Origin of the sequence: Pseudomonas linyingensis, assembly GCF_900109175.1 — a bacterium.
GTDB classification, from domain to species: domain Bacteria; phylum Pseudomonadota; class Gammaproteobacteria; order Pseudomonadales; family Pseudomonadaceae; genus Geopseudomonas; species Geopseudomonas linyingensis.
Genome location: NZ_FNZE01000007.1, coordinates 184,492 through 204,864 on the forward strand (window position 1 = coordinate 184,492; position 20,373 = coordinate 204,864).

Annotated in this window: 18 protein-coding genes; 9 read left to right on the plus strand and 9 right to left on the minus strand. The window is 66.9% G+C overall.

The genetic code is table 11. The annotated features are described in order from the left end of the window. The first annotated feature begins 77 nt into the window (after positions 1 to 77). The 7 genes from gyrA (at position 78) to rpsA (ending at position 11,010) form a co-directional block, all read left to right on the plus strand. The gene (gene gyrA, locus BMZ19_RS10850) at positions 78 to 2,840 is read left to right on the plus strand and encodes a DNA gyrase subunit A (protein ID WP_090310738.1); all 2,763 of its coding nucleotides are present in this window, start codon (positions 78 to 80) and stop codon (positions 2,838 to 2,840) included. An 86-nt stretch (positions 2,841 to 2,926) separates the two neighbouring features. Beyond that, entirely contained in the window at positions 2,927 to 4,012 is a 1,086-nt protein-coding gene (gene serC / locus BMZ19_RS10855; protein WP_090310739.1) for a 3-phosphoserine/phosphohydroxythreonine transaminase, read from the plus strand. Then, positions 4,012 to 5,121: a prephenate dehydratase gene (pheA, locus tag BMZ19_RS10860; RefSeq protein WP_425287165.1), complete on the plus strand. Its 1,110-nt coding sequence runs from the start codon at positions 4,012 to 4,014 to the stop codon at positions 5,119 to 5,121. The genes serC and pheA overlap by 1 nt, the downstream gene beginning before the upstream one ends. A gap of 66 nt (positions 5,122 to 5,187) precedes the next feature. Next, on the plus strand, positions 5,188 to 6,300 hold the full coding sequence (hisC, locus tag BMZ19_RS10865) for a histidinol-phosphate transaminase (RefSeq protein WP_090310741.1): 1,113 nt from the start codon (positions 5,188 to 5,190) through the stop codon (positions 6,298 to 6,300). Beyond that, complete coding sequence (locus BMZ19_RS10870) at positions 6,293 to 8,524, plus strand: bifunctional prephenate dehydrogenase/3-phosphoshikimate 1-carboxyvinyltransferase (RefSeq protein WP_090310744.1); 2,232 nt, start codon at positions 6,293 to 6,295, stop codon at positions 8,522 to 8,524. The genes hisC and BMZ19_RS10870 overlap by 8 nt, the downstream gene beginning before the upstream one ends. Beyond that, a complete protein-coding gene (gene cmk, locus BMZ19_RS10875; RefSeq protein ID WP_090310746.1) occupies positions 8,521 to 9,213 on the plus strand; it encodes a (d)CMP kinase in 693 nt (230 codons plus the stop codon). Before BMZ19_RS10870 ends, cmk begins: the two co-directional genes overlap by 4 nt. Before the next feature lie 120 nt (positions 9,214 to 9,333). Further along, positions 9,334 to 11,010, plus strand: coding sequence for a 30S ribosomal protein S1 (gene rpsA, locus BMZ19_RS10880; RefSeq protein ID WP_090310832.1), 1,677 nt, complete (start codon positions 9,334 to 9,336; stop codon positions 11,008 to 11,010). A gap of 74 nt (positions 11,011 to 11,084) precedes the next feature. On the opposite strand, the gene BMZ19_RS10885 is transcribed toward rpsA, so the two are convergent. The 5 genes from BMZ19_RS10885 to BMZ19_RS10905 form a co-directional block, all read right to left on the minus strand. Next, on the minus strand, positions 11,085 to 11,786 hold the full coding sequence (locus BMZ19_RS10885) for an ABC transporter ATP-binding protein (RefSeq protein WP_090310749.1): 702 nt from the start codon (positions 11,784 to 11,786) through the stop codon (positions 11,085 to 11,087). A gap of 3 nt (positions 11,787 to 11,789) precedes the next feature. After that, the gene (livG, locus tag BMZ19_RS10890; RefSeq protein ID WP_090310751.1) at positions 11,790 to 12,557 is read right to left on the minus strand and encodes a high-affinity branched-chain amino acid ABC transporter ATP-binding protein LivG; all 768 of its coding nucleotides are present in this window, start codon (positions 12,555 to 12,557) and stop codon (positions 11,790 to 11,792) included. Then, positions 12,554 to 13,810: a high-affinity branched-chain amino acid ABC transporter permease LivM gene (locus BMZ19_RS10895; protein WP_090310834.1), complete on the minus strand. Its 1,257-nt coding sequence runs from the start codon at positions 13,808 to 13,810 to the stop codon at positions 12,554 to 12,556. The genes livG and BMZ19_RS10895 overlap by 4 nt, the downstream gene beginning before the upstream one ends. 8 nt (positions 13,811 to 13,818) lie before the next feature. After that, positions 13,819 to 14,742: a high-affinity branched-chain amino acid ABC transporter permease LivH gene (gene livH, locus BMZ19_RS10900; protein ID WP_090310753.1), complete on the minus strand. Its 924-nt coding sequence runs from the start codon at positions 14,740 to 14,742 to the stop codon at positions 13,819 to 13,821. Between the two features lie 210 nt (positions 14,743 to 14,952). Then, entirely contained in the window at positions 14,953 to 16,074 is a 1,122-nt protein-coding gene (locus BMZ19_RS10905; protein ID WP_090310755.1) for a branched-chain amino acid ABC transporter substrate-binding protein, read from the minus strand. A gap of 221 nt (positions 16,075 to 16,295) precedes the next feature. On the opposite strand from BMZ19_RS10905, the gene BMZ19_RS10910 reads away from it, so the two are divergent. Both BMZ19_RS10910 and BMZ19_RS10915 read left to right on the plus strand, forming a co-directional pair. Further along, a complete protein-coding gene (locus tag BMZ19_RS10910) occupies positions 16,296 to 16,619 on the plus strand; it encodes a DUF2288 domain-containing protein (RefSeq protein ID WP_090310757.1) in 324 nt (107 codons plus the stop codon). Positions 16,620 to 16,690: 71 nt separating this feature from the next. Then, positions 16,691 to 17,056: a DUF5064 family protein gene (locus BMZ19_RS10915; protein WP_090310759.1), complete on the plus strand. Its 366-nt coding sequence runs from the start codon at positions 16,691 to 16,693 to the stop codon at positions 17,054 to 17,056. A 20-nt stretch (positions 17,057 to 17,076) separates the two neighbouring features. On the opposite strand, the gene phnE is transcribed toward BMZ19_RS10915, so the two are convergent. Genes phnE through BMZ19_RS10935 form a run of 4 tightly spaced genes read right to left on the minus strand, consistent with a single transcriptional unit; the run spans position 17,077 to position 20,360 of the window. Beyond that, a complete protein-coding gene (phnE, locus tag BMZ19_RS10920) occupies positions 17,077 to 17,844 on the minus strand; it encodes a phosphonate ABC transporter, permease protein PhnE (protein ID WP_090310761.1) in 768 nt (255 codons plus the stop codon). A gap of 13 nt (positions 17,845 to 17,857) precedes the next feature. Then, entirely contained in the window at positions 17,858 to 18,712 is an 855-nt protein-coding gene (locus BMZ19_RS10925; protein WP_090310763.1) for a PhnE/PtxC family ABC transporter permease, read from the minus strand. Beyond that, the gene (locus BMZ19_RS10930; protein ID WP_090310766.1) at positions 18,706 to 19,512 is read right to left on the minus strand and encodes a phosphonate ABC transporter ATP-binding protein; all 807 of its coding nucleotides are present in this window, start codon (positions 19,510 to 19,512) and stop codon (positions 18,706 to 18,708) included. The genes BMZ19_RS10925 and BMZ19_RS10930 overlap by 7 nt, the downstream gene beginning before the upstream one ends. Then, positions 19,509 to 20,360, minus strand: coding sequence for a putative selenate ABC transporter substrate-binding protein (locus BMZ19_RS10935; RefSeq protein ID WP_090310768.1), 852 nt, complete (start codon positions 20,358 to 20,360; stop codon positions 19,509 to 19,511). The genes BMZ19_RS10930 and BMZ19_RS10935 overlap by 4 nt, the downstream gene beginning before the upstream one ends. Between the last annotated feature and the right edge of the window lie 13 nt (positions 20,361 to 20,373).

Consider the following 20,373-nt stretch of genomic DNA (forward strand, 5'->3'; position numbering starts at 1 on the left):
GCCCGCAAGGGCCTTCCAGTATTGCGCGCGATGCCACTCTGCTGGCACCTGCCTAGAACAAAGGAACCAGGCTTCTCATGGGCGAACTGGCCAAAGAAATTCTCCCGGTCAATATCGAAGACGAGCTGAAGCAGTCGTACCTCGACTACGCGATGAGCGTGATCGTCGGGCGTGCCCTGCCGGACGCGCGCGACGGCTTGAAGCCGGTGCACCGGCGCGTGCTGTTCGCCATGAGCGAGCTGGGCAACGACTGGAACAAGCCGTACAAGAAGTCCGCCCGTGTGGTCGGTGACGTCATCGGTAAGTACCACCCGCACGGCGACACCGCGGTGTACGACACCATCGTGCGCATGGCCCAGCCGTTCTCGCTGCGCTACATGCTGGTCGATGGCCAGGGCAACTTCGGTTCGGTGGACGGCGACAACGCTGCCGCCATGCGTTACACCGAAGTGCGCATGGCCAAGCTGGCCCACGAGCTGCTCGCCGATCTGGACAAGGAAACCGTCGACTGGGTGCCCAACTACGACGGCACCGAGCAGATCCCGGCGGTCATGCCGACCAAGATCCCCAACCTGCTGGTCAACGGCTCCAGCGGCATCGCCGTGGGCATGGCCACCAACATCCCGCCGCACAACCTGCGCGAGGTGATCGACGGCTGCCTGGCGCTGATCGACAACCCCGAGCTGACCGTCGACGAGCTGATGCACTACATCCCCGGCCCGGACTTCCCTACAGCGGGGATCATCAACGGCCGCGCCGGCATCATCGAGGCCTACCGCACCGGCCGTGGCCGCATCTACATGCGTGCCCGCGTCGAGGTCGAGGACATCGACAAGGTCGGCGGCCGCCAGCAGCTGGTGGTCACCGAGCTGCCCTACCAGCTGAACAAGGCGCGCCTGATCGAGAAGATCGCCGAGCTGGTCAAGGAGAAGAAGCTCGAGGGCATCAGCGAGCTGCGCGACGAGTCGGACAAGGACGGCATGCGCGTGGTCATCGAGCTGCGTCGCGGCGAGGTGCCGGAGGTGGTGCTCAACAACCTCTACGCGCAGACCCAGATGCAGGGCGTGTTCGGCATCAACGTGGTGGCGCTGGTCGACGGCCAGCCGCGTACCCTGAACCTCAAGGACATGCTCGAGGTGTTCGTCCGTCACCGCCGCGAAGTGGTGACCCGGCGTACCGTGTTCGAGCTGCGCAAGGCCCGCGAGCGCGGCCACATCCTCGAAGGCCAGGCGGTGGCGCTGTCCAACATCGACCCGGTGATCGAGCTGATCAAGCAGTCGCCGACCCCGGCCGAGGCCAAGGAACGCCTGATCGCCACCGCCTGGGAGTCCAGCGCGGTGGAAGCCATGGTCGAGCGCGCCGGCGCCGACTCCTGCCGTCCGGACGACCTCGATCCGCAGTACGGCCTGCGCGAGGGCAAGTACTACCTGTCGCCGGAACAGGCCCAGGCCATCCTCGAGCTGCGCCTGCACCGCCTGACCGGACTGGAGCACGAGAAGCTGCTGGCCGAGTACCAGGAGATCCTCCTGCAGATCGGCGAGCTGCTGCGCATCCTGAGCAATCCGGTGCGCCTGCTGGAAGTCATCCGCGAGGAGCTGGAGAAGGTCAAGGCCGATTTCGGCGATGCGCGGCGCACCGAGATCGTCGCCTCCCAGGTCGACCTGACCATCGCCGACCTGATCACCGAAGAAGAGCGCGTGGTGACCATCTCCCACGGCGGCTACGCCAAGTCCCAGCCGCTGGCCGCCTACCAGGCGCAGCGTCGCGGCGGGCGTGGCAAGTCGGCCACCGGGGTGAAGGACGAGGACTACATCGAGCACCTGCTGGTCGCCAACAGCCACGCCACCCTGCTGCTGTTCTCCAGCAAGGGCAAGGTCTACTGGCTGCGCACCTTCGAGATTCCCGAGGCTTCGCGCACCGCGCGTGGCCGTCCGCTGGTCAACCTGCTGCCGCTGGACGAGGGCGAGCGCATCACCGCGATGCTGCAGGTCGACCTCGAGGCACTGCAGCAGAGCGCCGGCGCCGATGAGGAGCTGGACGACAACGAAGGCCTGGTGATCGAGGGCGAGCTGGTCGAGGCGGAAAGCGCCGAAGACAGCGATGCCGAGGTGGCCGACTTTGATCCGGACGAGCCGACCGGCGCCTACATCTTTATGGCCACCGCCTTCGGTACCGTGAAGAAGACCCCGCTGGTGCAGTTCAGCAAGCCGCGCAGCAGCGGCCTGATCGCCCTCAAGCTGGAGGAGGGCGACACCCTGATCGCCGCCGCCATCACCGATGGCGCAAAGGAGATCATGCTGTTCTCCGACGGCGGCAAGGTCATCCGCTTCAAGGAAAAACACGTGCGTACCATGGGCCGTACCGCCCGCGGCGTGCGCGGCATGCGCCTGGCGGACGGCCAGCAGCTGATTTCCATGCTGATCCCCGAACCGCAGGCGCAGATCCTCACCGCCTCCGAGCGCGGCTACGGCAAGCGCACCGCCATCGACGAGTTCCCGCAGCGCGGCCGCGGCGGCCAGGGTGTGATCGCCATGGTCAGCAACGAGCGCAACGGCCGGCTGGTCGGTGCCATCCAGGTGCAGGACGGCGAGGAGATCATGCTGATCTCCGACCAGGGCACCCTGGTGCGCACCCGTGTCGACGAGGTGTCCTCGCTGGGCCGCAACACCCAGGGCGTGACCCTGATCAAGCTGGCCAGCGACGAGACCCTGGTCGGTCTGGAGCGCGTGCAGGAGCCGTCGGACAATGGCGAGGATGACGAGCTGGCGGACAGTGCGGCGGTGATCGGCGCAGACCTGGCGGCCAACGACGAGATCGAGCCGCAGGTCAGCGAAGAGTAAGCAGGCGCAGGCGGCTCGCCGCCTGCGGTCGCAGCAATATCGGCGAAGGGCGCGTGGCGCCCTGCGCCCAACAACTGAGAGTGGATGTGAGCATGCGAGCCCATAATTTCTGCGCCGGCCCGGCCGCGCTGCCCGAAGCCGTTCTGCAAAAGGCCCAGGCCGAACTTCTCGACTGGCACGGCAAGGGCCTGTCGGTGATGGAGATGAGCCACCGCAGCGACGACTACGTCGCCATCGCCGAGAAGGCCGAGCAGGACCTGCGCGACCTGCTGAGCATTCCGTCGAACTACAAGGTGCTGTTCATGCAGGGCGGCGCCAGCCAGCAATTTGCGCAGATTCCGCTGAACCTGCTGCCCGAAGACGGCATCGCCGACTACGTCGACACCGGCATCTGGTCGAAGAAGGCCCTCGAGGAAGCGCGCCGCTTCGGCAACGTCAACGTCGCCGCCAGCGCCAAGGCCTACGACTTCTTCGCCATCCCCGGGCAGAACGACTGGCAGCTGAGCAAGAACGCCGCCTACCTGCACTACGCCAGCAACGAGACCATCGGCGGTCTGCAGTTCGACTGGGTGCCGGAGCTGGGCGAGGTGCCGCTGGTGGTCGACATGTCCTCGGACATCCTCTCCCGGCCGATCGACGTGTCGCAGTTCGGCATGATCTACGCCGGTGCGCAGAAGAACATCGGCCCCAGCGGCCTGGTGGTGGCGATCATCCGCGAAGACCTGCTCGGCAAGGCGCGCAGCATCTGCCCGACCATGCTCGACTACAAGGTCGCCGCCGACAACGGCTCGATGTACAACACCCCGGCGACCTTCTCCTGGTACCTGTCCGGCCTGGTGTTCGAGTGGCTGAAGGAGCAGGGCGGCCTCGAGGCGATGGAGCAGCGCAACCGCGCCAAGCAGGAGCTGCTCTACGGCGCCATCGACGCCAGCGCCTTCTACACCAACCCGATCGCCAAGAACGCCCGTTCGTGGATGAACGTGCCGTTCCGCCTGGCCGACGAGAAGCTCGACAAGGTGTTCCTCGCCGGCGCCGAGGCGCGCGGCCTGCTCAACCTCAAGGGCCACCGTTCGGTCGGCGGCATGCGGGCCTCCATCTACAACGCGGTCGGTCTCGACGCGGTGCAGGCGCTGGTCGCCTACATGGCCGAGTTCGAGAAGGAGCACGGCTGATGACGGATGTGATCTCCGAAAAGGAGCAGTTGCAGGCCCTGCGCGTGCGCATCGACAGCCTCGATGAGCAGATCCTCGGCCTGATCAGCGAGCGCGCGCGCTGCGCCGAGGAAGTCGCGCGGGTCAAGATGGCCTCGCTGCAGCCCGGTGAGCAGCCGGTGTTCTACCGTCCCGAGCGCGAAGCCTGGGTGCTCAAGCACATCATGGAGCTCAACCAGGGACCGCTCGGCAACGAGGAAGTGGCGCGCCTGTTCCGCGAGATCATGTCGTCCTGCCTGGCCCTCGAGCACCCGCTCAAGGTCGCCTACCTCGGCCCGGAGGGCACCTTCACCCAGGCCGCGGCGCTCAAGCACTTCGGCAATGCGGTGATCAGCCAGCCGATGGCGGCGATCGACGAGGTGTTCCGCGAAGTGGCCGCCGGCGCGGTCAACTTCGGCGTGGTGCCGGTGGAAAACTCCACCGAGGGCGCGGTCAACCACACCCTCGACAGCTTCCTCGAGCACGATCTGGTGATCTGTGGCGAGGTGGAGCTGCGCATCCACCACCACCTGCTGGTCGGTGAGAACACCAAGACCGACAAGATTTCGCGCATCTACTCCCACGCCCAGTCGCTGGCCCAGTGCCGCAAGTGGCTGGATGCGCACTACCCGAACGTCGAGCGCGTCGCGGTGTCGAGCAACGCCGACGCCGCCAAGCGGGTGAAGAGCGAGTGGAACAGCGCGGCGATCGCCGGCGACATGGCCGCCCAGCTGTATGGGCTGACCAAGCTGGCCGAGAAGATCGAGGATCGCCCGGACAATTCCACGCGCTTTCTGATCATCGGCAACCAGGAAGTGCCGCCGACCGGCGACGACAAGACCTCGATCATCGTCTCCACCAACAACAAGCCGGGGGCGCTGCACGATCTGCTGGTGCCGTTCCAGGCCCGCGGTATCGACCTGACCCGCATCGAGACCCGCCCGTCGCGCAGCGGCAAGTGGACCTACGTGTTCTTCATCGACTTCGTCGGCCACCAGCAGGACCCGCTGGTCAAGGACGTGCTGGAGCAGATCAGCCAGGAAACCGTGGCCGTCAAGGTGCTCGGCTCCTACCCCAACGCCGTACTGTAAACCGCGTCTGTGCCGGTCCGGGTCGCCTTTGCCCCGCGGCCGGCGATCCTTGCCGGAGACAAACCGATGAGCTGTGATTTCCTCGCCCTGGCCGTGCCGGGTGTGCAGAAACTGTCCCCCTACGTGCCGGGCAAGCCGGTCGACGAACTGGCCCGCGAGCTGAACCTCGACCCGGCCGGCATCGTCAAGCTGGCCAGCAACGAGAACCCGCTGGGCCCGTCGCCCAAGGCGCTGGAGGCGATCCGCGCCGAACTGGCTGACATCACCCGTTACCCGGATGGTAGCGGCTACCGGCTCAAGGCCAAGCTGGCCGAACGCTTCGGCCTCGATCCTGCGCAGATCACCCTGGGCAACGGCTCCAACGACGTGCTCGACCTGATCGCCCGCGCCTGGCTGGCGCCGGGGCTGAATGCGGTGTTCAGCCAGTACGCCTTCGCCGTCTACCCGATTTCCACCCAGGCCACCGGTGCCGAGGGTCGCGCCGTGCCGGCCAGGGACCATGGTCACGACCTGGAGGCCATGCTGGCGGCGATCGACGCCAATACCCGCGTGGTATTCGTCGCCAACCCCAACAATCCGACCGGCACCTGGTTCGGCCCGGATGCGCTGGAGTCGTTCCTGTCCCGCGTGCCGGCCAACGTGCTGGTGGTGCTCGACGAAGCCTACATCGAATTCGCCGAAGGCTCCGAACTGCCCAACGGCCTCGAATACCTGGCGCGCTACCCGAACCTGATCGTCACCCGCACCCTGTGCAAGGCCTACGGTCTGGCCGGCCTGCGCGTCGGCTATGCCGCCTCCTCGCCGCAGGTGGCCGACGTGCTCAACCGCGTGCGTCAGCCGTTCAACGTCAACAGCCTGGCTCTGGTCGCCGCCTGCGCCGCGCTGGATGACGCCGAGTACCTGGCCGAAGGCCGCCGGGTCAATGCGGCCGGCATGGCGCAGTTGGAAGCCGGCCTGCGCGAGCTGGGCCTGAAGTGGATTCCCAGCAAGGGCAACTTCCTCGCCGTCGACTTCGGTACCGACGCCGCGCCGATCAACCAGGGTCTGCTGGAGCGCGGCGTGATCGTCCGTCCGGTGGCCGGCTACGGCATGCCGACCTTCCTGCGCGTGTCCATCGGCACCGAGGCGGAAAACGCCCGCTTCCTCGCGGCGCTGACCCAGGTGCTCGGTCGTGGCTGAACGCAGGCCTGAGCCGCTGGTCGGCCGCCTGGTGGTGGTCGGTCTCGGCCTGATCGGCGGCTCCTTCGCCAAGGGCCTGCGCCAGTTGGGCCTGTGCCGCGAGGTGGTGGGCGTCGATCTGGACGCCGAGTCGCGCCGCCTGGCGGTGCAGCTGGGCGTGGTCGACCGCTGCGAAAGCGAGCTGGCCGCGGCCTGCGTCGGCGCCGAGGTGATCATGCTGGCAGTGCCGATCCTGGCGATGGAGAAGGTGCTTGCCCAGTTGGCCAGCCTCGAGCTGGGCGATGCGGTGCTCACCGACGCCGGCAGCGCCAAGGGCAACGTGGTGCGCGCCGCGCGCCAGGTGCTCGGTGCGCGCATCGCCCGCTTCGTACCCGGCCACCCGATCGCCGGCTCCGAGCAGAGCGGCGTGGAGGCGGCCAACGGCGAGCTGTACCGCCGCCACAAGGTGATCCTCACCCCGCTGGCCGAGACCGAGCCGGCGGCGCTGGCGCTGATCGACCGCCTGTGGCGGGCGCTGGGTGCCGACGTCGAGCACATGGCCGTCGAGCACCACGACGAGGTGCTCGCCGCCACCAGCCACCTGCCGCACCTGCTGGCCTTCGGCCTGGTCGACTCGCTGGCCCACCAGAGCGAGAACCTCGAGATCTTCCGCTACGCTGCCGGTGGCTTTCGCGATTTCACCCGCATCGCCGGCAGCGATCCGGTGATGTGGCACGACATCTTCCTCGCCAACCGCGAGGCGGTGCTGCGCATTCTCGACCGCTTCCGCAGCGACCTCGATGGTCTGCGCGAGGCGATCGATCATGGAGACGGGCATCGACTGCTGGGCGTGTTCACCCGCGCCCGCGTCGCCCGTGAGCATTTCAGCAAAATTCTGGCCCGTCGGGCCTATGTGGACGCCATGCATTCCAACGACCTGATTTTCCTGGCCCAGCCGGGCGGCAGCCTGAACGGACGGATCCGCGTCCCGGGCGACAAGTCCATCTCCCACCGCTCGATCATGCTCGGCTCGCTGGCCGAGGGTACCACCGAGGTGGAAGGCTTCCTCGAGGGCGAGGACGCCTTGGCCACCATCCAGGCGTTCCGCGACATGGGCGTGGTCATCGAAGGTCCGCACCACGGCCGCGTCACCGTGCACGGCGTCGGCCTGCACGGCCTCAAGGCCCCGGCCGGCCCGCTGTACATGGGCAACTCGGGCACTTCGATGCGCCTGCTCTCCGGCCTGCTCGCCGCGCAGCCTTTCGACACCGTGCTGACCGGCGACCCTTCGCTGTCCAAGCGGCCGATGAATCGCGTGGCCAAGCCGCTGCGCGAGATGGGCGCGGTGATCGAGACCGGTCCGGAGGGCCGCCCGCCGCTGTCGATCAAGGGCGGTCAGCGCCTGACCGGCATGCACTACGACATGCCGGTGGCCAGCGCCCAGGTGAAGTCCTGCCTGCTGCTGGCGGGCCTGTATGCCGAAGGCTCGACCTCGGTGACCGAGCCTGCGCCGACCCGCGACCACACCGAGCGCATGCTGCGCGGCTTCGGCTACCCGGTCGAGGTGCAGGGTGCCACCGCCAGGGTGGAGAGCGGTCACGCGCTGACCGCCACCCAGATCGAGGTGCCGGCCGACATTTCCTCGGCAGCCTTCTTCCTGGTGGCGGCGAGCATCGCCGATGGCTCCGAGCTGGTTCTCGAACACGTCGGCATCAACCCGACCCGCACCGGGGTGATCGACATCCTCAAGTTGATGGGCGGCGACATCACCCTGGAAAACCAGCGCATCGTCGGCGGCGAGCCGGTGGCCGACCTGCGCGTGCGTTCGGCGAAACTGAAAGGCATCGAGATCCCCGAGGACCTGGTGCCGCTGGCCATCGACGAGTTCCCGGTACTGTTCGTCGCTGCCGCCTGCGCCGAGGGGCGCACCGTGCTGCGCGGCGCCGAGGAGCTGCGGGTCAAGGAGTCCGACCGTATCCAGGTGATGGCCGACGGGCTGCAGGCCTGCGGCGTCAAGGCCGAGCCGACCGCCGATGGCATCGTCATCGACGGCGGTCCGATCGGTGGCGGCGAGGTGTGGGCCCACGGCGATCACCGCATCGCCATGTCGTTCAGCGTCGCCTCGCTGCGCGCCAGCGCGCCGATCCGCATCCACGACTGCGCCAACGTGGCCACCTCGTTCCCCAACTTCCTCGCCCTCTGCGCCGAGGTCGGCGTGCGCGTGGCCAAGGAGGGCGAGCAATGACCGCCCTGGCCCCGGTCATCGCCATCGACGGGCCGAGCGGTTCGGGCAAGGGCACGGTGTGCAGCCGGCTGGCACGCCAGCTGGGCTGGCACCTGCTCGACTCCGGCGCGCTGTATCGCCTGCTGGCGCTGGCCGCCGGTCGCCACGGCATCGGCCTGGACAACGAGACGGCCCTGGAAACCCTCGCCGCCAACCTGGACGTGCAGTTCGTCGCCGCCCAGGAAGGCCTGCACGGCCAGCGCATCCTCCTCGAGGGCGAGGAGGTCGGTGACGAGCTGCGTACCGAGCAGGCCGGCGCCGGCGCCTCGCAGGTCGCCGCGCTGCCCGGCGTGCGCAGCGCGCTGCTGCAGCGCCAGCGCGATTTCCGCGTTTCGCCCGGTCTGGTGGCCGACGGTCGCGACATGGGCACCGTGGTATTCGCCGATGCGCCGCTGAAGATTTTCCTCACCGCCAGCGCCGAGGAACGCGCCCGGCGGCGCTACCTGCAGTTGAAGGACAAGGTAGCTGGTGTTAATCTGTCAAGTCTGCTGGAAGAGATCCGCGCCCGTGACGAACGCGACACGCAGCGCACAGTGGCTCCGCTGAAGCCGGCGTCAGACGCCATACTGCTGGACTCCACTGAACTCTCGATCGAGCAGGTACTGGAACGCATCCTCGCCGAAGTCGCCGCACGCGACCTGGCTGGGTGATCCAGATGAGGTGGACGGGAAACCAGTCCCATGCCGCCCACCTCCATATGACAACGAACCCGTGCCGACTGGGGTGCGGATCGGGCATATTTCCTGTGCCCTTGATCAACAGGTATGAACATGAGCGAAAGCTTCGCAGAACTCTTTGAAGAAAGCCTTAAATCCCTCGACATGCAGCCGGGTGCCATCATCACCGGCATCGTGGTCGACATCGACGGTGACTGGGTCACCGTGCATGCCGGCCTCAAGTCCGAGGGCGTCATCCCGGTCGAGCAGTTCTACAATGAGCAGGGCGAACTGACCATCAAGGTTGGTGACGAAGTTCACGTCGCGCTGGACGCCGTGGAAGATGGCTTCGGCGAGACCAAGCTGTCCCGCGAGAAGGCCAAGCGCGCCGAGTGCTGGATCGTTCTGGAAGCTGCGTTCGCTGCCGAAGAAGTGGTCAAGGGCATCATCAACGGCAAGGTCAAGGGCGGCTTCACCGTCGACATCAACGGCATCCGCGCATTCCTGCCGGGTTCGCTGGTTGACGTGCGTCCGGTACGCGACACCGCGCACCTGGAAAACAAGGAACTCGAGTTCAAGGTCATCAAGCTCGACCAGAAGCGCAACAACGTTGTCGTTTCCCGTCGCAGCGTGCTGGAAGCCGAGAACAGCGCCGAGCGCGAAGCTCTGCTCGAGTCCCTGCAGGAAGGCCAGCAGGTCAAGGGTATCGTCAAGAACCTCACCGACTACGGTGCGTTCGTTGACCTGGGCGGCGTCGATGGTCTGCTGCACATCACCGACATGGCCTGGAAGCGCATCAAGCATCCGTCCGAGATCGTCAACGTTGGCGACGAGATCGATGTCAAGGTGCTGAAGTTCGACCGCGAGCGCAACCGCGTCTCCCTGGGTCTGAAGCAGCTGGGCGAAGATCCGTGGGTTGCCATCAAGGCTCGTTACCCGGAAGGCACCCGCGTTCAGGCGCGCGTCACCAACCTCACCGACTACGGCTGCTTCGCAGAGCTGGAAGAAGGCGTCGAGGGTCTGGTGCACGTGTCCGAAATGGACTGGACCAACAAGAACATCCACCCGTCGAAGGTCGTCAACGTCGGCGACGAAGTGGAAGTCATGGTCCTGGACATCGACGAAGAGCGTCGTCGTATCTCCCTCGGCATCAAGCAGTGCAAGCCGAACCCGTGGGAAGAGTTCTCCGGTCAGTTCAACAAGGGCGACCGCATCTCCGGCACCATCAAGTCGATCACCGATTTCGGTATCTTCATTGGTCTGGACGGCGGCATCGACGGCCTGGTTCACCTGTCCGACATCTCCTGGAACGAAGCCGGTGAAGAAGCCGTGCGTCGCTTCAAGAAGGGCGACGAGCTGGACACCGTGATCCTGTCGGTCGATCCGGAGCGCGAGCGCATCTCCCTGGGCATCAAGCAGCTGGAAGACGATCCGTTCTCCAACTACGCCGCCCTGAACGAGAAAGGCACCATTGTTCGTGGCACCGTGAAGGAAGTTGACGCCAAGGGCGCCATCATCACTCTGGCCAACGAAGTGGAAGGCGTTCTGAAGGCTTCCGAAATCAGCCGTGACCGCGTTGAAGACGCGCGCAACGTGCTGAAGGAAGGCGAAGAAGTCGAAGCCAAGATCATCAGCGTGGATCGCAAGAGCCGCGTGATCAGCCTGTCCATCAAATCGAAGGACGTGGCTGAAGAGAAGGAAGCGATGAAGGAACTGCGCAAGCAAGACGTGAGCGTAGGCCCGACCACCATCGGCGACCTGATCAAGGCACAAATGAGCAACCAGAACTAAGTTCTGACTGTTCATGAAAAAAGGGCGACTTCGGTCGCCCTTTTTTGTGCCTGCGATTTGTGCGCTCGGTGCGATCAGCCGCCCAGGTAGGCCTTGCGCACCTCCGGGTTGGCCAGCAACGCAGCGCCGCTGTCCTGCAGGACGATCCGGCCGTTCTCCAGCACGTAGCCGCGATCGGCCAGCTTGAGCGCCTGGTTGGCGTTCTGCTCGACCAGGAACACTGTGACGCCGTCCTCGCGCAGCTGCTCGATGATGGCGAAGATCTGCTGGATGATGATCGGCGCCAGGCCCAGCGACGGCTCGTCGAGCAGCAGCAGGCGTGGCTTGCTCATCAGCGCGCGGCCGATGGCGAGCATCTGCTGCTCGCCGCCGGACATGGTGCCGGCACGCTGGGCATAGCGTTCCTTGAGGCGGGGGAACAGCTCGAGGACCTTGTCCAGTTGTTCCTGGTAGTCACCCTTGGCGGTGAAGAAGCCGCCCATGGCCAGGTTCTCCTCCACGGTGAGGCGGGCGAATACCCGCCGTCCCTCCGGGACGATGGCGATGCTCTTGCGCATGATGTCGCAGGAGTCCTGGCCGACCAGCTCCTCGCCCTCGTAGCGGATGCTGCCGCTGGCGGCGCGCGGCGAGCCGCACAGGGTCATCAGCAGGGTGGACTTGCCGGCGCCGTTGCAGCCGATCAGGGTGACAATCTCGCCCTTGCGCACCTCAAGGCTGACCCCGCGCAGCGCCTGGATCTTGCCGTAGAAGGTGGAGACGTTGTCGAAACTCAGCATGGCTCAGGCTTCCCCCAGGTAGGCCTTGATCACGTCCGGGTTGCTGCGGATCTGCTCCGGCGTGCCGTCCGCCAGGGGGGTACCCTGGTTGATCACGTAGATGTGGTCGGAAATGCTCATCACCAGATGCATGTCGTGCTCGATCAGCAGCACGGTGACGCCGTGTTCGTCGCGCAGCACGCCGATCATCTGCTTGAGTTCCTCGGTCTCGCGTGGGTTGAGGCCGGCGGCCGGCTCGTCGAGCATCAGCAGCTGCGGGCGGGTCATCATGCAGCGGGCGATTTCCAGACGACGCTGCTGGCCGTAGGCCAGGGTGCCGGCCGGGCGGTTGGCCACCTCGAGCAGGTCGACGCGATCCAGCCAGTGGGCGGCGAACTCCATGGCGTCCTGCTCGCTGCGACGAAACGCCGGGGTCTTCAGCAGGCCGCCGAGGAAGTTGGTGTTGAGGTGGCGATGCTGGGCCACCAGCAGGTTCTCCACCGCGGTCATGTCCTTGAACAGGCGGACGTTCTGGAAGGTGCGCACCACGCCCTTGCGGGCGATCTTGTGCCCGGGCAGGCCATGGATCGCCTCGCCCTTGAGGGTGATACTGCCGCCGCTGGGCTGGTAGAAGCCGGTCAGGCAGTTGAACACGGTGGTCTTGCCGGCGCCGTTGGGGCCGATCATCGACACCACCTGCTTCGTCTGCACGTCGAGGGATACGCCGTTGACCGCCAGCAGGCCGCCGAAGCGCATGGACAGGTCGCGGACCTCAAGCAGGGGACGGCTCATGGTCGCACCTCCAGATGCGGGCGCTGCATCGGCAGCAGGCCTTGCGGGCGCCAGATCATCATCAGCACCATCAGGGCGCCGAACATCAGCATGCGGTATTCGTTGAATTCACGGGCCAGCTCCGGCAGAAGGATCATCACCACCGCGGCGAGGATCACGCCGAGCTGCGAGCCCATGCCGCCGAGCACCACGATGGCGAGGATGATCGCCGACTCGATGAAGGTGAACGACTCGGGACTGACCAGGCCCTGGCGGGCGGCGAAGAAGCTGCCGGCGAAGCCGGCGAAGCATGCGCCCAGGGTGAAGGCCGACAGCTTGATCAGGGTCGGGTTGAGGCCCAGCGCGCGGCAGGCAATCTCGTCCTCACGCAGGGCTTCCCAAGCCCGGCCCAGCGGCATGCGCATCAGGCGGTTGATCACCAGCAGGGCCAGCAGTACCAGCAGCAGGGCGATCAGGTAGAGGAGGATCACCTTGTGGTTGGAGTTGTAGGCGATGCCGAGGAACTCGTGGAAGGTCTGCATGCCCTCGGGGGCGCGGCGCTCGAAAGTCAGGCCGAACAGGGTCGGCTTGTCGATGCCGCTGATGCCGTTGGGCCCGCCGGTCAGCCAGGTCATGTTGCGCAGCAGGATGCGGATGATCTCGCCGAAGCCGAGGGTGACGATCGCCAGGTAATCTCCGCGCAGACGCAGCACTGGGAAACCGAGCAGGAAGCCGAACAGCGCGGCCATGGCCCCGGCGATCGGCAGGCAGGTCCAGAAGCCCAGGCCGTAGTAGTGCGAGAGCAGGGCATAGCTGTAGGCGCCGACCGCATAGAAGCCGACGTAGCCGAGGTCGAGCAGGCCGGCCAGGCCGACCACGATGTTCAGGCCGAGGCCGAGCATCACGTAGATCAGGATCAAGGTGGCGATGTCCACCGCGCCGCGCGAGCCGAAGAACGGCCAGGCCAGGCCGACGACCACCAGCGCCAGCAGCGCCCAGCGCTGGGTCGAGGGCAGGGTGAGGAAATTGCCGGCACCGCTGGGCATGGACGGGCGCGGGATGCCGGAGCAGGCACCGGCGATGCGTTCGCGGGTCAGTTGCCAGACGAACATGGCCAGTGCGCAGGCGGCGATGACCCACAGGGTGAGCGGGCTGGCTCCGTGTACCTCGACGCGGATGCCCACGGTGGTCAGCTTGAGGCCGAGCACCGGGTAGGCCACCGCCAGCACCAGCAGGGCGCTGAAGAAGGCGGTCTTGAGGTTCTTGCCAGTCATCGAGCTGCTCATACCTTTTCCACCTCCGGGCGGCCGAGGATGCCGGTCGGGCGGAACAGCAGCACCAGCACCAGCAGGCCGAAGGCCACCACGTCCTTGTACTGGTCGCCGAACAGGTCGGCGCCGAAGGCTTCGGCCACGCCGAGCAGCAGGCCGCCGAGCATGGCGCCGGGGATGCTGCCGATGCCGCCGAGCACCGCGGCGGTGAACGCCTTGATCCCGGCGAGGAAGCCGATGTGCGGGTTGATCACGCCGTACTGCATGCCCAGCAGCACCGCTGCCACCGCGGCCAGCGCCGCGCCGATGACGAAGGTCAGGGCGATGATGCGGTTGCTGTCGATGCCGAGCAGGTTGGTCATCCTGATGTCCTCGGCACAGGCGCGGCAGGCGCGGCCCAGGCGCGAGCGGGAAATGAACAGGGTCAGGCCGAGCATGGTCGCCAGGGTGACGGCGAAGATCAGTACCTGCATGTAGGAGAGCACCACGCCGTTCATGGTGCTCTCGCCGAACACGAAGTTGCCCGGCAGCAGGTTGGGGATGGCCTTGTCCTTGGAGTCCTGGGCCAGCAGCACCTGGTTTTGCAGGAAGATCGACATGCCGATCGCCGAGATCAGCGGGATCAGCCGGTTGCTGCCGCGCAGCGGGCGGTAGGCGACCCGCTCGATGCTGTAGCCGTAGGCGCTGGTGACGATGATGCTGGCGGCGAAGGCGGCGAACATCACCAGCGGCAGGCTCTCCAGGCCCAGCAGGCCGAGGCCGGCGATGGCGATGAAGGCCACATAGGAGCCGATCATGTATACCTCGCCGTGGGCGAAGTTGATCATGCCGATGATGCCGTAGACCATGGTGTAGCCGATGGCGATCAGGGCGTAGGTGCTGCCGACCGTGAGGCCGTTCACCAGTTGTTGCAGGTAGTGGTAGATCTCGGGCATGACGCCTCTCCTGAGGATCGCTGCGGCGGTGCTGACGGATGCGCGCAAGCCTCGGCCGCTGGCCATGCGTCCGGAGCCTTGCCTACATCAGTTCGTCCGGGCTGGTCGTCCGGTTGCGCAGGGATCGAATCCTGCAGGCGCCGGCGGGATCCGCCGCCGGCGCTGCGGGGTCATGTCGCGGTCGGGCAGGTACCCGGCCGGACGCTTGGGTTACTTGGCCTCGGTCTTGCTGCCGTCGGCGTGCCACTCGTAGACCACGAAGCTGAAGTCCTTCAGGTCGCCCTTATCGTCGAAGGCCAGCGTCCCGGTGGGCGTCTCGAAGCTGTTGCTGCGCAGGGCTTCGGCGACCTTCACCGGGTCGGTGCTGTCGATCTTGTCGATGCTTTCGGCGATCACCTGCACGGCGGCATAGGACGGGAACACGAAGGGGCCGGACGGGTCCTGCTTCTTGGCCTTGAACGCCTCGACCAGCGCCTGGTTCTTCGGATCCTGGTCGAAGGACTTCGGCAGGGTCACCAGCATGCCTTCGGAGGCCGGGCCGGCGAGGGCGGAGATCTCCGAGTTGCCCACGCCTTCCGGTCCCATGAAGCGGACCTTGAGGCCCTTCTCGGCGCTCTGGCGCATCAGCAGGGCGAGTTCCGGGTGGTAGCCGCCGTAGTAGACGAAGTCGACCCCGGACTGCTTGAGCTTGGCGATCAGCGAGGAGAAGTCCTTGTCGCCGCTGTTGATGCCCTCGAACAGGGCGACCTTGATGCCGGCCTGCTCCACGGTCTGCTTGACCGCGGTGGCGATGCCTTCGCCGTATTGCTGCTTGTCGTGGATCACCGCGATGCTGGCCGGCTTGATGGTCTCGGCGATGAACTTGCCGGCGGTGGGGCCCTGCAGGCTGTCCAGGCCGATGGTGCGGAAGATCATCTGGTAGCCGCGGGCGGTGATGTCCGGACTGGTGGCGGCCGGGCTGATCATCAGGATGCCTTCGTCCTCGTAGATGTCGGACGCCGGCTGGGTGGAGCTGGAACAGAGGTGGCCGACGACGAAGGAGATGCCGTCGTTGACGACCTTGTTGGCCACTGCCACGGCCTGCTTGGGATCGCAGGCATCGTCGTAGTGCACGCCTTCGAGCATCTGGCCGTTGACCCCGCCGGCCTTGTTGATCTGCTCGATGGCCATTTCCGCGCCGACGAACTGCATCTCGCCGTATTGGGCCACCGCACCGGTTACCGGGCCGGCGATGGCAATCTTGAGGGTGTCCGCCGCCAGGCTGTGGCTGGCGCAGCCGGCCATGGCAATGGCGGCGAACAGCCGGGAAAGCTTCCCTGTGACTTTGCTCATAAATGCTCCACTGTTGTCTTCGTTGTATGTGGTGCAGACCGGGGCTCAGCCATCAATCTGCAACAAGCTTCTGATCACGCCGCTAAGTTGCCGTGTAGCCACGCAAAAAGCCAGTGCCCGGAAGCGTCCCGACAGTTTGCGCTGCACTACAGCCGACTGTGCAGGCTTGTCTCCACATGGCTGAGCGCTATCATGGCGTCCCCGACTGAAGGTGAGCTTCCATGTCTGCCCCTAATTCTGAACCTAGCACCCTCTATGCCAAGCTGCTTGGCGAAACCGCCACGATTACCTGGCAGGAGCTGCAGCGCTTCTTCGCCGGCGGCAACGTCCTGCGGGTGGCCGGCGAGCTGGATCTGGTGGCGGTGGCCGAAGCGCTGGCCGAGGATGACGGGGCGAAGGTCAGCGTCTGGCTGACTGCGGGCAGCCTACGCAAGATGGCGGTGGCGGATGCCGAGGATTACCAGGCGCGCGATCCGCAGCTGTGGGCGGTGGTGGTGGCGCCCTGGGTGCTGGTGCAGGAGCGCGTGGCGCCGTCCTTGCACTGATCCGGTGCCGGCGGGCTGGGCATGAAAGTCGGACTAGACTGACTGCAGTTTCCAATAGGAGGAATGCAATCATGTTCGAGCCCGGTCATGTACACGTATTCAACCCGGTGGCCGCTTTAGGCCTGCCAACCTACAACGTCGATTTCTATTACGAAGTGCGTCCCGGCGCCAAGGACGGGCCGATGGTGCACTTCCGCATGACTGGCGAGATCGACGGCAAGCCTTTCGAGGAAGCCTTCGAGATGTCCCACGATACCGTGTTCAACTTCGCCAGCACGGTGGGGAAGGTTGCCGCCAAGCATGGCATGCCGATCAACCACAGCCCGGTCCTGCGTCACCACAAGGAATTCGACGCCACCTTCGAGGACCTCCGCGCCAAGCTCAAAGCGGCCGTCGGCGGGCCGTTGAGCGCCCATGACCCGAACGCTGGCTCCTGACCGCGGCGGACCGCCAGCGGCTAGTGGCTGACCCAGCGCTGGCGCGCCCAGCCACTCAGCGCATCCACCGCCAGCACCAGCAGCAGCATGGCGAGGATCACCGTGGCGGCCTGGGCCTGCTGGAACAGGCTGAGGCTGACGTAGAGCATCTGGCCGAGACCGCCGGCACCGACGAAGCCGAGCACGCTGGCCATGCGGATGTTGTTCTCCCAGCGGTACAGCGAGTAGGCGATCAGCTGCGGCCATACCCCCGGCAGAGTGCCGTAGACGAAGGCGGCGACGTGCCCGCCGCCGGCCAGGCGGATGGCCTCGGCCGGTTCGCCTGGAGTGTTCTCCAGTGCCTCGGCGAACAGCCGGCCGAGCACCCCGGTGGTATGCAGAGCCAGGGCCAGGGTGCCGGCATTCGGCCCCAGCCCGGCGGCCAGCACCATCAGCGCCGCCCACACCAGTTCCGGAATCGAGCGCAGGGCATTGAGCACGAAGCGCGCCAGCGCGCCAGCGACGGCACCGAAGCGCCCGGCGGCCGGCAGGGCCAGGGCGAGGCCGAGCAGCGCGGCGAGCAGGGTGCCCAGTGCCGACATGGCCAGGGTTTCCAGGCTGGCGCGGCCAATCTGGGCGAGGTGCGCGGCGGAAAAATCGGCCGGGAAGAAGCCAGCGGCGTAGTCGGCCATCAGCGCCAGCCCCCGGGCGCTGGTCAGCCCGGAGAAGTCCAGGCCGAGGCCGACGAAGGAGACGGCGACGGCGAGCAGGATCGCCAGCAGCAGGGCGTAGTTGAGTGCACGCTTCATGGCCGGCGGCTCCTCATGTCAGACGACCGCGCAGGAAGCGGCTGAGCTGGTCGGCGAGCAGCACCAGGGCGAAGAAGGTCAGCAGCATGCTGGCCACCTCTCCACCGGCGAACATGCGCATCGACAGGTCGATCTGCTGGCCGAGGCCACCGGCACCGACGAAGCCCATCACCACCGAGGCGCGGATCGCGCACTCCCAGCGGTACACGGTGTAGGAGAGCATCTCCGCCGCCGCATTGGGCAGCACGCCGTAGGCGAAGGCGGCCAGGCGCGGGCTGCCGGCGGCGAGCAGGGCGCGCGCCGGGCGCGGGTCTACCGATTCGCAGATTTCCGCGTAGACCTTGCCGAGCATGCCGCTGTAGGTGATGGCGATGGCCAGCACCCCGGCGGTGGGGCCGAGGCCGACGGCGCGCACGAACAGCAGCGCCCAGACGATCTCCGGAATGCTGCGCAGCACGATCAGCAGCATGCGTACCGGCCAGCGCAACGCCTGCGCCCACCAGACCGGGTGACCACCACGGGCCACGGCGGAGACCGACAGCACGCGGGTGGCCAGCAGCGCGCAGGGCACGGCGATCAGCCAGGCCAGGGCCATGCCGGCGGTGGCGATGGCCAAGGTTTCCAGGGTGGCGCGGCCGAGCAGGGCGAGGAACTCGCCGTCGTGGGTCGGCGGCCAGAAGTCGCCGACGAAGCTGCCCATGGTCGCGGCGTTGCCGGCGTCGAACAGCACGGCGAGGTTCAGCTCGCTGAGCTGCAGGCCCGGCCACAGCAGGGCCATGGCGAGCAGGGTCAGCAGCAGGCGCGGCAGGGCGGCGGGGTCGCGCAGCGGGTTCGACGCCGTGGCCGTCGAGGTCAAGTTGCTCAGCATCGCGGGATGGTCACCACGTGCGGTGCCGGGGCCGGGGAGGCCGGTCGCGGCTGGTCCAGCTGCTCGTTGGCATACAGGGCGTCCAGCGCCTGCGGAGTCACCGCGTGGGCCGGCAGGTCGAAGGCGATGCGCCCCTCGCGTACGCCGACGATGCGCGGAAAATGCGCCAGTGCCAGGTCCACCGCATGCAGGCTGGCCAGCAGGGTGACGCCACGGGATTCGGCCTCGCGGTTGAGCACGCCGAGGGTGTGGCTGGCCAGCACCGGGTCCATCGCCGAGACCGGTTCGTCGGCGAGGATCAGTTCGGCCTGCTGGTACAGCACGCGGGCGATGCCGACGCGCTGCAGCTGGCCGCCGGAGAGCTGGTCGCAGCGCTCGAACAGCTGCTCGGCCAGGTCCAGGCGGCCCAGGGCGTTGCGGGCGCCGGCCGGGTCGAGCGGGTGCAGCAGGTTGAGCAGGGACTTCCACAGCGGCCATTGGCCGAGGCGGCCGGCCAGCACGGCGGTGACCACGCGTTGGCGCGGCGGCAGCGGCGGGCTCTGGTGGACCAGGCCGAGGCGCGCGCGCAGGCGCTTGCGCTGCCCGGCGGGCAGGCGCCACGGCTCGCTGCCGAGCAGTTCGAGACGGCCTTCGGAGGGTTGCAGGCTGGTGGCCAGCAGGCGCAGCAGGGTGGTCTTGCCGGCGCCGGACGGACCGATGATGGCCAGCCGCTCGCCGCGGCCGACCGTCAGTTCGACTTCCTGCAGGGCGCGCCGACCGTTGGCGTGGGTCAGGCCCACGCCGGTCAGGCGCACGGTCACTTCAGCAGGCCGGCGGCGCGGGCAGCTTCCTCGATGCCGGTGTAGTTTTCCGGCTTGGTTTCGATGAAGCGGCTGGCGGCTTGCAGGTCGAGGATCGCCTTGTGCTCCGGGTTGGCCGGGTCGAGGGCGAGGAACGCGGCCTTGATCTTGGTGGTCAGCGCCGGATCCAGAGTGCCGCGCACGGTCCAGTTGTAGTCGTAGTAGGTCGGCGTGGTGGCGATGACCTTGACCTTGGCGGTGTCGACCTTGCCGGCGGCGACCAGCTTGTCCCATACCGAGGCGTTCAGCACGCCGGCATCGACCTTGCCGGCCTGCACCCAGGCGACGGTGGCGTCGTGGGCGCCGGAGAACGCCACGCGGGAGAAGAACTGCTCGGGAACGATGCCGTCCTTCTGCATGAAGTAGCGTGGCATCAGGCTGCCGGAGGTGGAGGACACCGAGCCGAAGGCGAAGGTCTTGCCCTTGAGGTCCTGCAGCGACTTCACCTTGGTGTCGGCGGTGATGAACTTGCTGGTGAACTTCTCGTCCTGCTCGCGCTGCACCAGCGGGATGGCGTTGCCGGTCTTCAGGCGGGTCTGCACGAAGGTGAAGCCGCCCAGCCAGGCCAGGTCGACACGGTCGGCGGCGATGCCCTCGACCACCGCGGCGTAGTCGGAAACCGGCACGAACTCGACCGGCATGCCCAGTTCCTTCTCCAGGTAGGCACCCAGCGGCTTGAACTTGCGCTGCAGTTCGGTGGGCGCCTCGTCGGGGATGGCGGATACCTTGAGCACATCGGCGGCCTGGGTGGCCAGGGCGGAAACGGACAGGGCAATGCCGGCGGCGAGCGCCAGGGTACGCTTGAGCATGGTGAATCTCCGG

Coding starts and splice junctions, on each gene's coding strand:
- gyrA (WP_090310738.1), top strand. CDS start 78: ATGGGCGAACTGGCCAAAGAAATTCTCCCGGTCAATATCGAAGACGAG.
- pheA (WP_425287165.1), top strand. CDS start 4,012: ATGACGGATGTGATCTCCGAAAAGGAGCAGTTGCAGGCCCTGCGCGTG.
- hisC (WP_090310741.1), top strand. CDS start 5,188: ATGAGCTGTGATTTCCTCGCCCTGGCCGTGCCGGGTGTGCAGAAACTG.
- cmk (WP_090310746.1), top strand. CDS start 8,521: ATGACCGCCCTGGCCCCGGTCATCGCCATCGACGGGCCGAGCGGTTCG.
- rpsA (WP_090310832.1), top strand. CDS start 9,334: ATGAGCGAAAGCTTCGCAGAACTCTTTGAAGAAAGCCTTAAATCCCTC.
- BMZ19_RS10885 (WP_090310749.1), bottom strand. CDS start 11,786: ATGCTGAGTTTCGACAACGTCTCCACCTTCTACGGCAAGATCCAGGCG.
- livG (WP_090310751.1), bottom strand. CDS start 12,557: ATGAGCCGTCCCCTGCTTGAGGTCCGCGACCTGTCCATGCGCTTCGGC.
- BMZ19_RS10895 (WP_090310834.1), bottom strand. CDS start 13,810: ATGACTGGCAAGAACCTCAAGACCGCCTTCTTCAGCGCCCTGCTGGTG.
- livH (WP_090310753.1), bottom strand. CDS start 14,742: ATGCCCGAGATCTACCACTACCTGCAACAACTGGTGAACGGCCTCACG.
- BMZ19_RS10905 (WP_090310755.1), bottom strand. CDS start 16,074: ATGAGCAAAGTCACAGGGAAGCTTTCCCGGCTGTTCGCCGCCATTGCC.
- BMZ19_RS10910 (WP_090310757.1), top strand. CDS start 16,296: ATGTCTGCCCCTAATTCTGAACCTAGCACCCTCTATGCCAAGCTGCTT.
- BMZ19_RS10915 (WP_090310759.1), top strand. CDS start 16,691: ATGTTCGAGCCCGGTCATGTACACGTATTCAACCCGGTGGCCGCTTTA.
- phnE (WP_090310761.1), bottom strand. CDS start 17,844: ATGAAGCGTGCACTCAACTACGCCCTGCTGCTGGCGATCCTGCTCGCC.
- BMZ19_RS10925 (WP_090310763.1), bottom strand. CDS start 18,712: ATGCTGAGCAACTTGACCTCGACGGCCACGGCGTCGAACCCGCTGCGC.
- BMZ19_RS10935 (WP_090310768.1), bottom strand. CDS start 20,360: ATGCTCAAGCGTACCCTGGCGCTCGCCGCCGGCATTGCCCTGTCCGTT.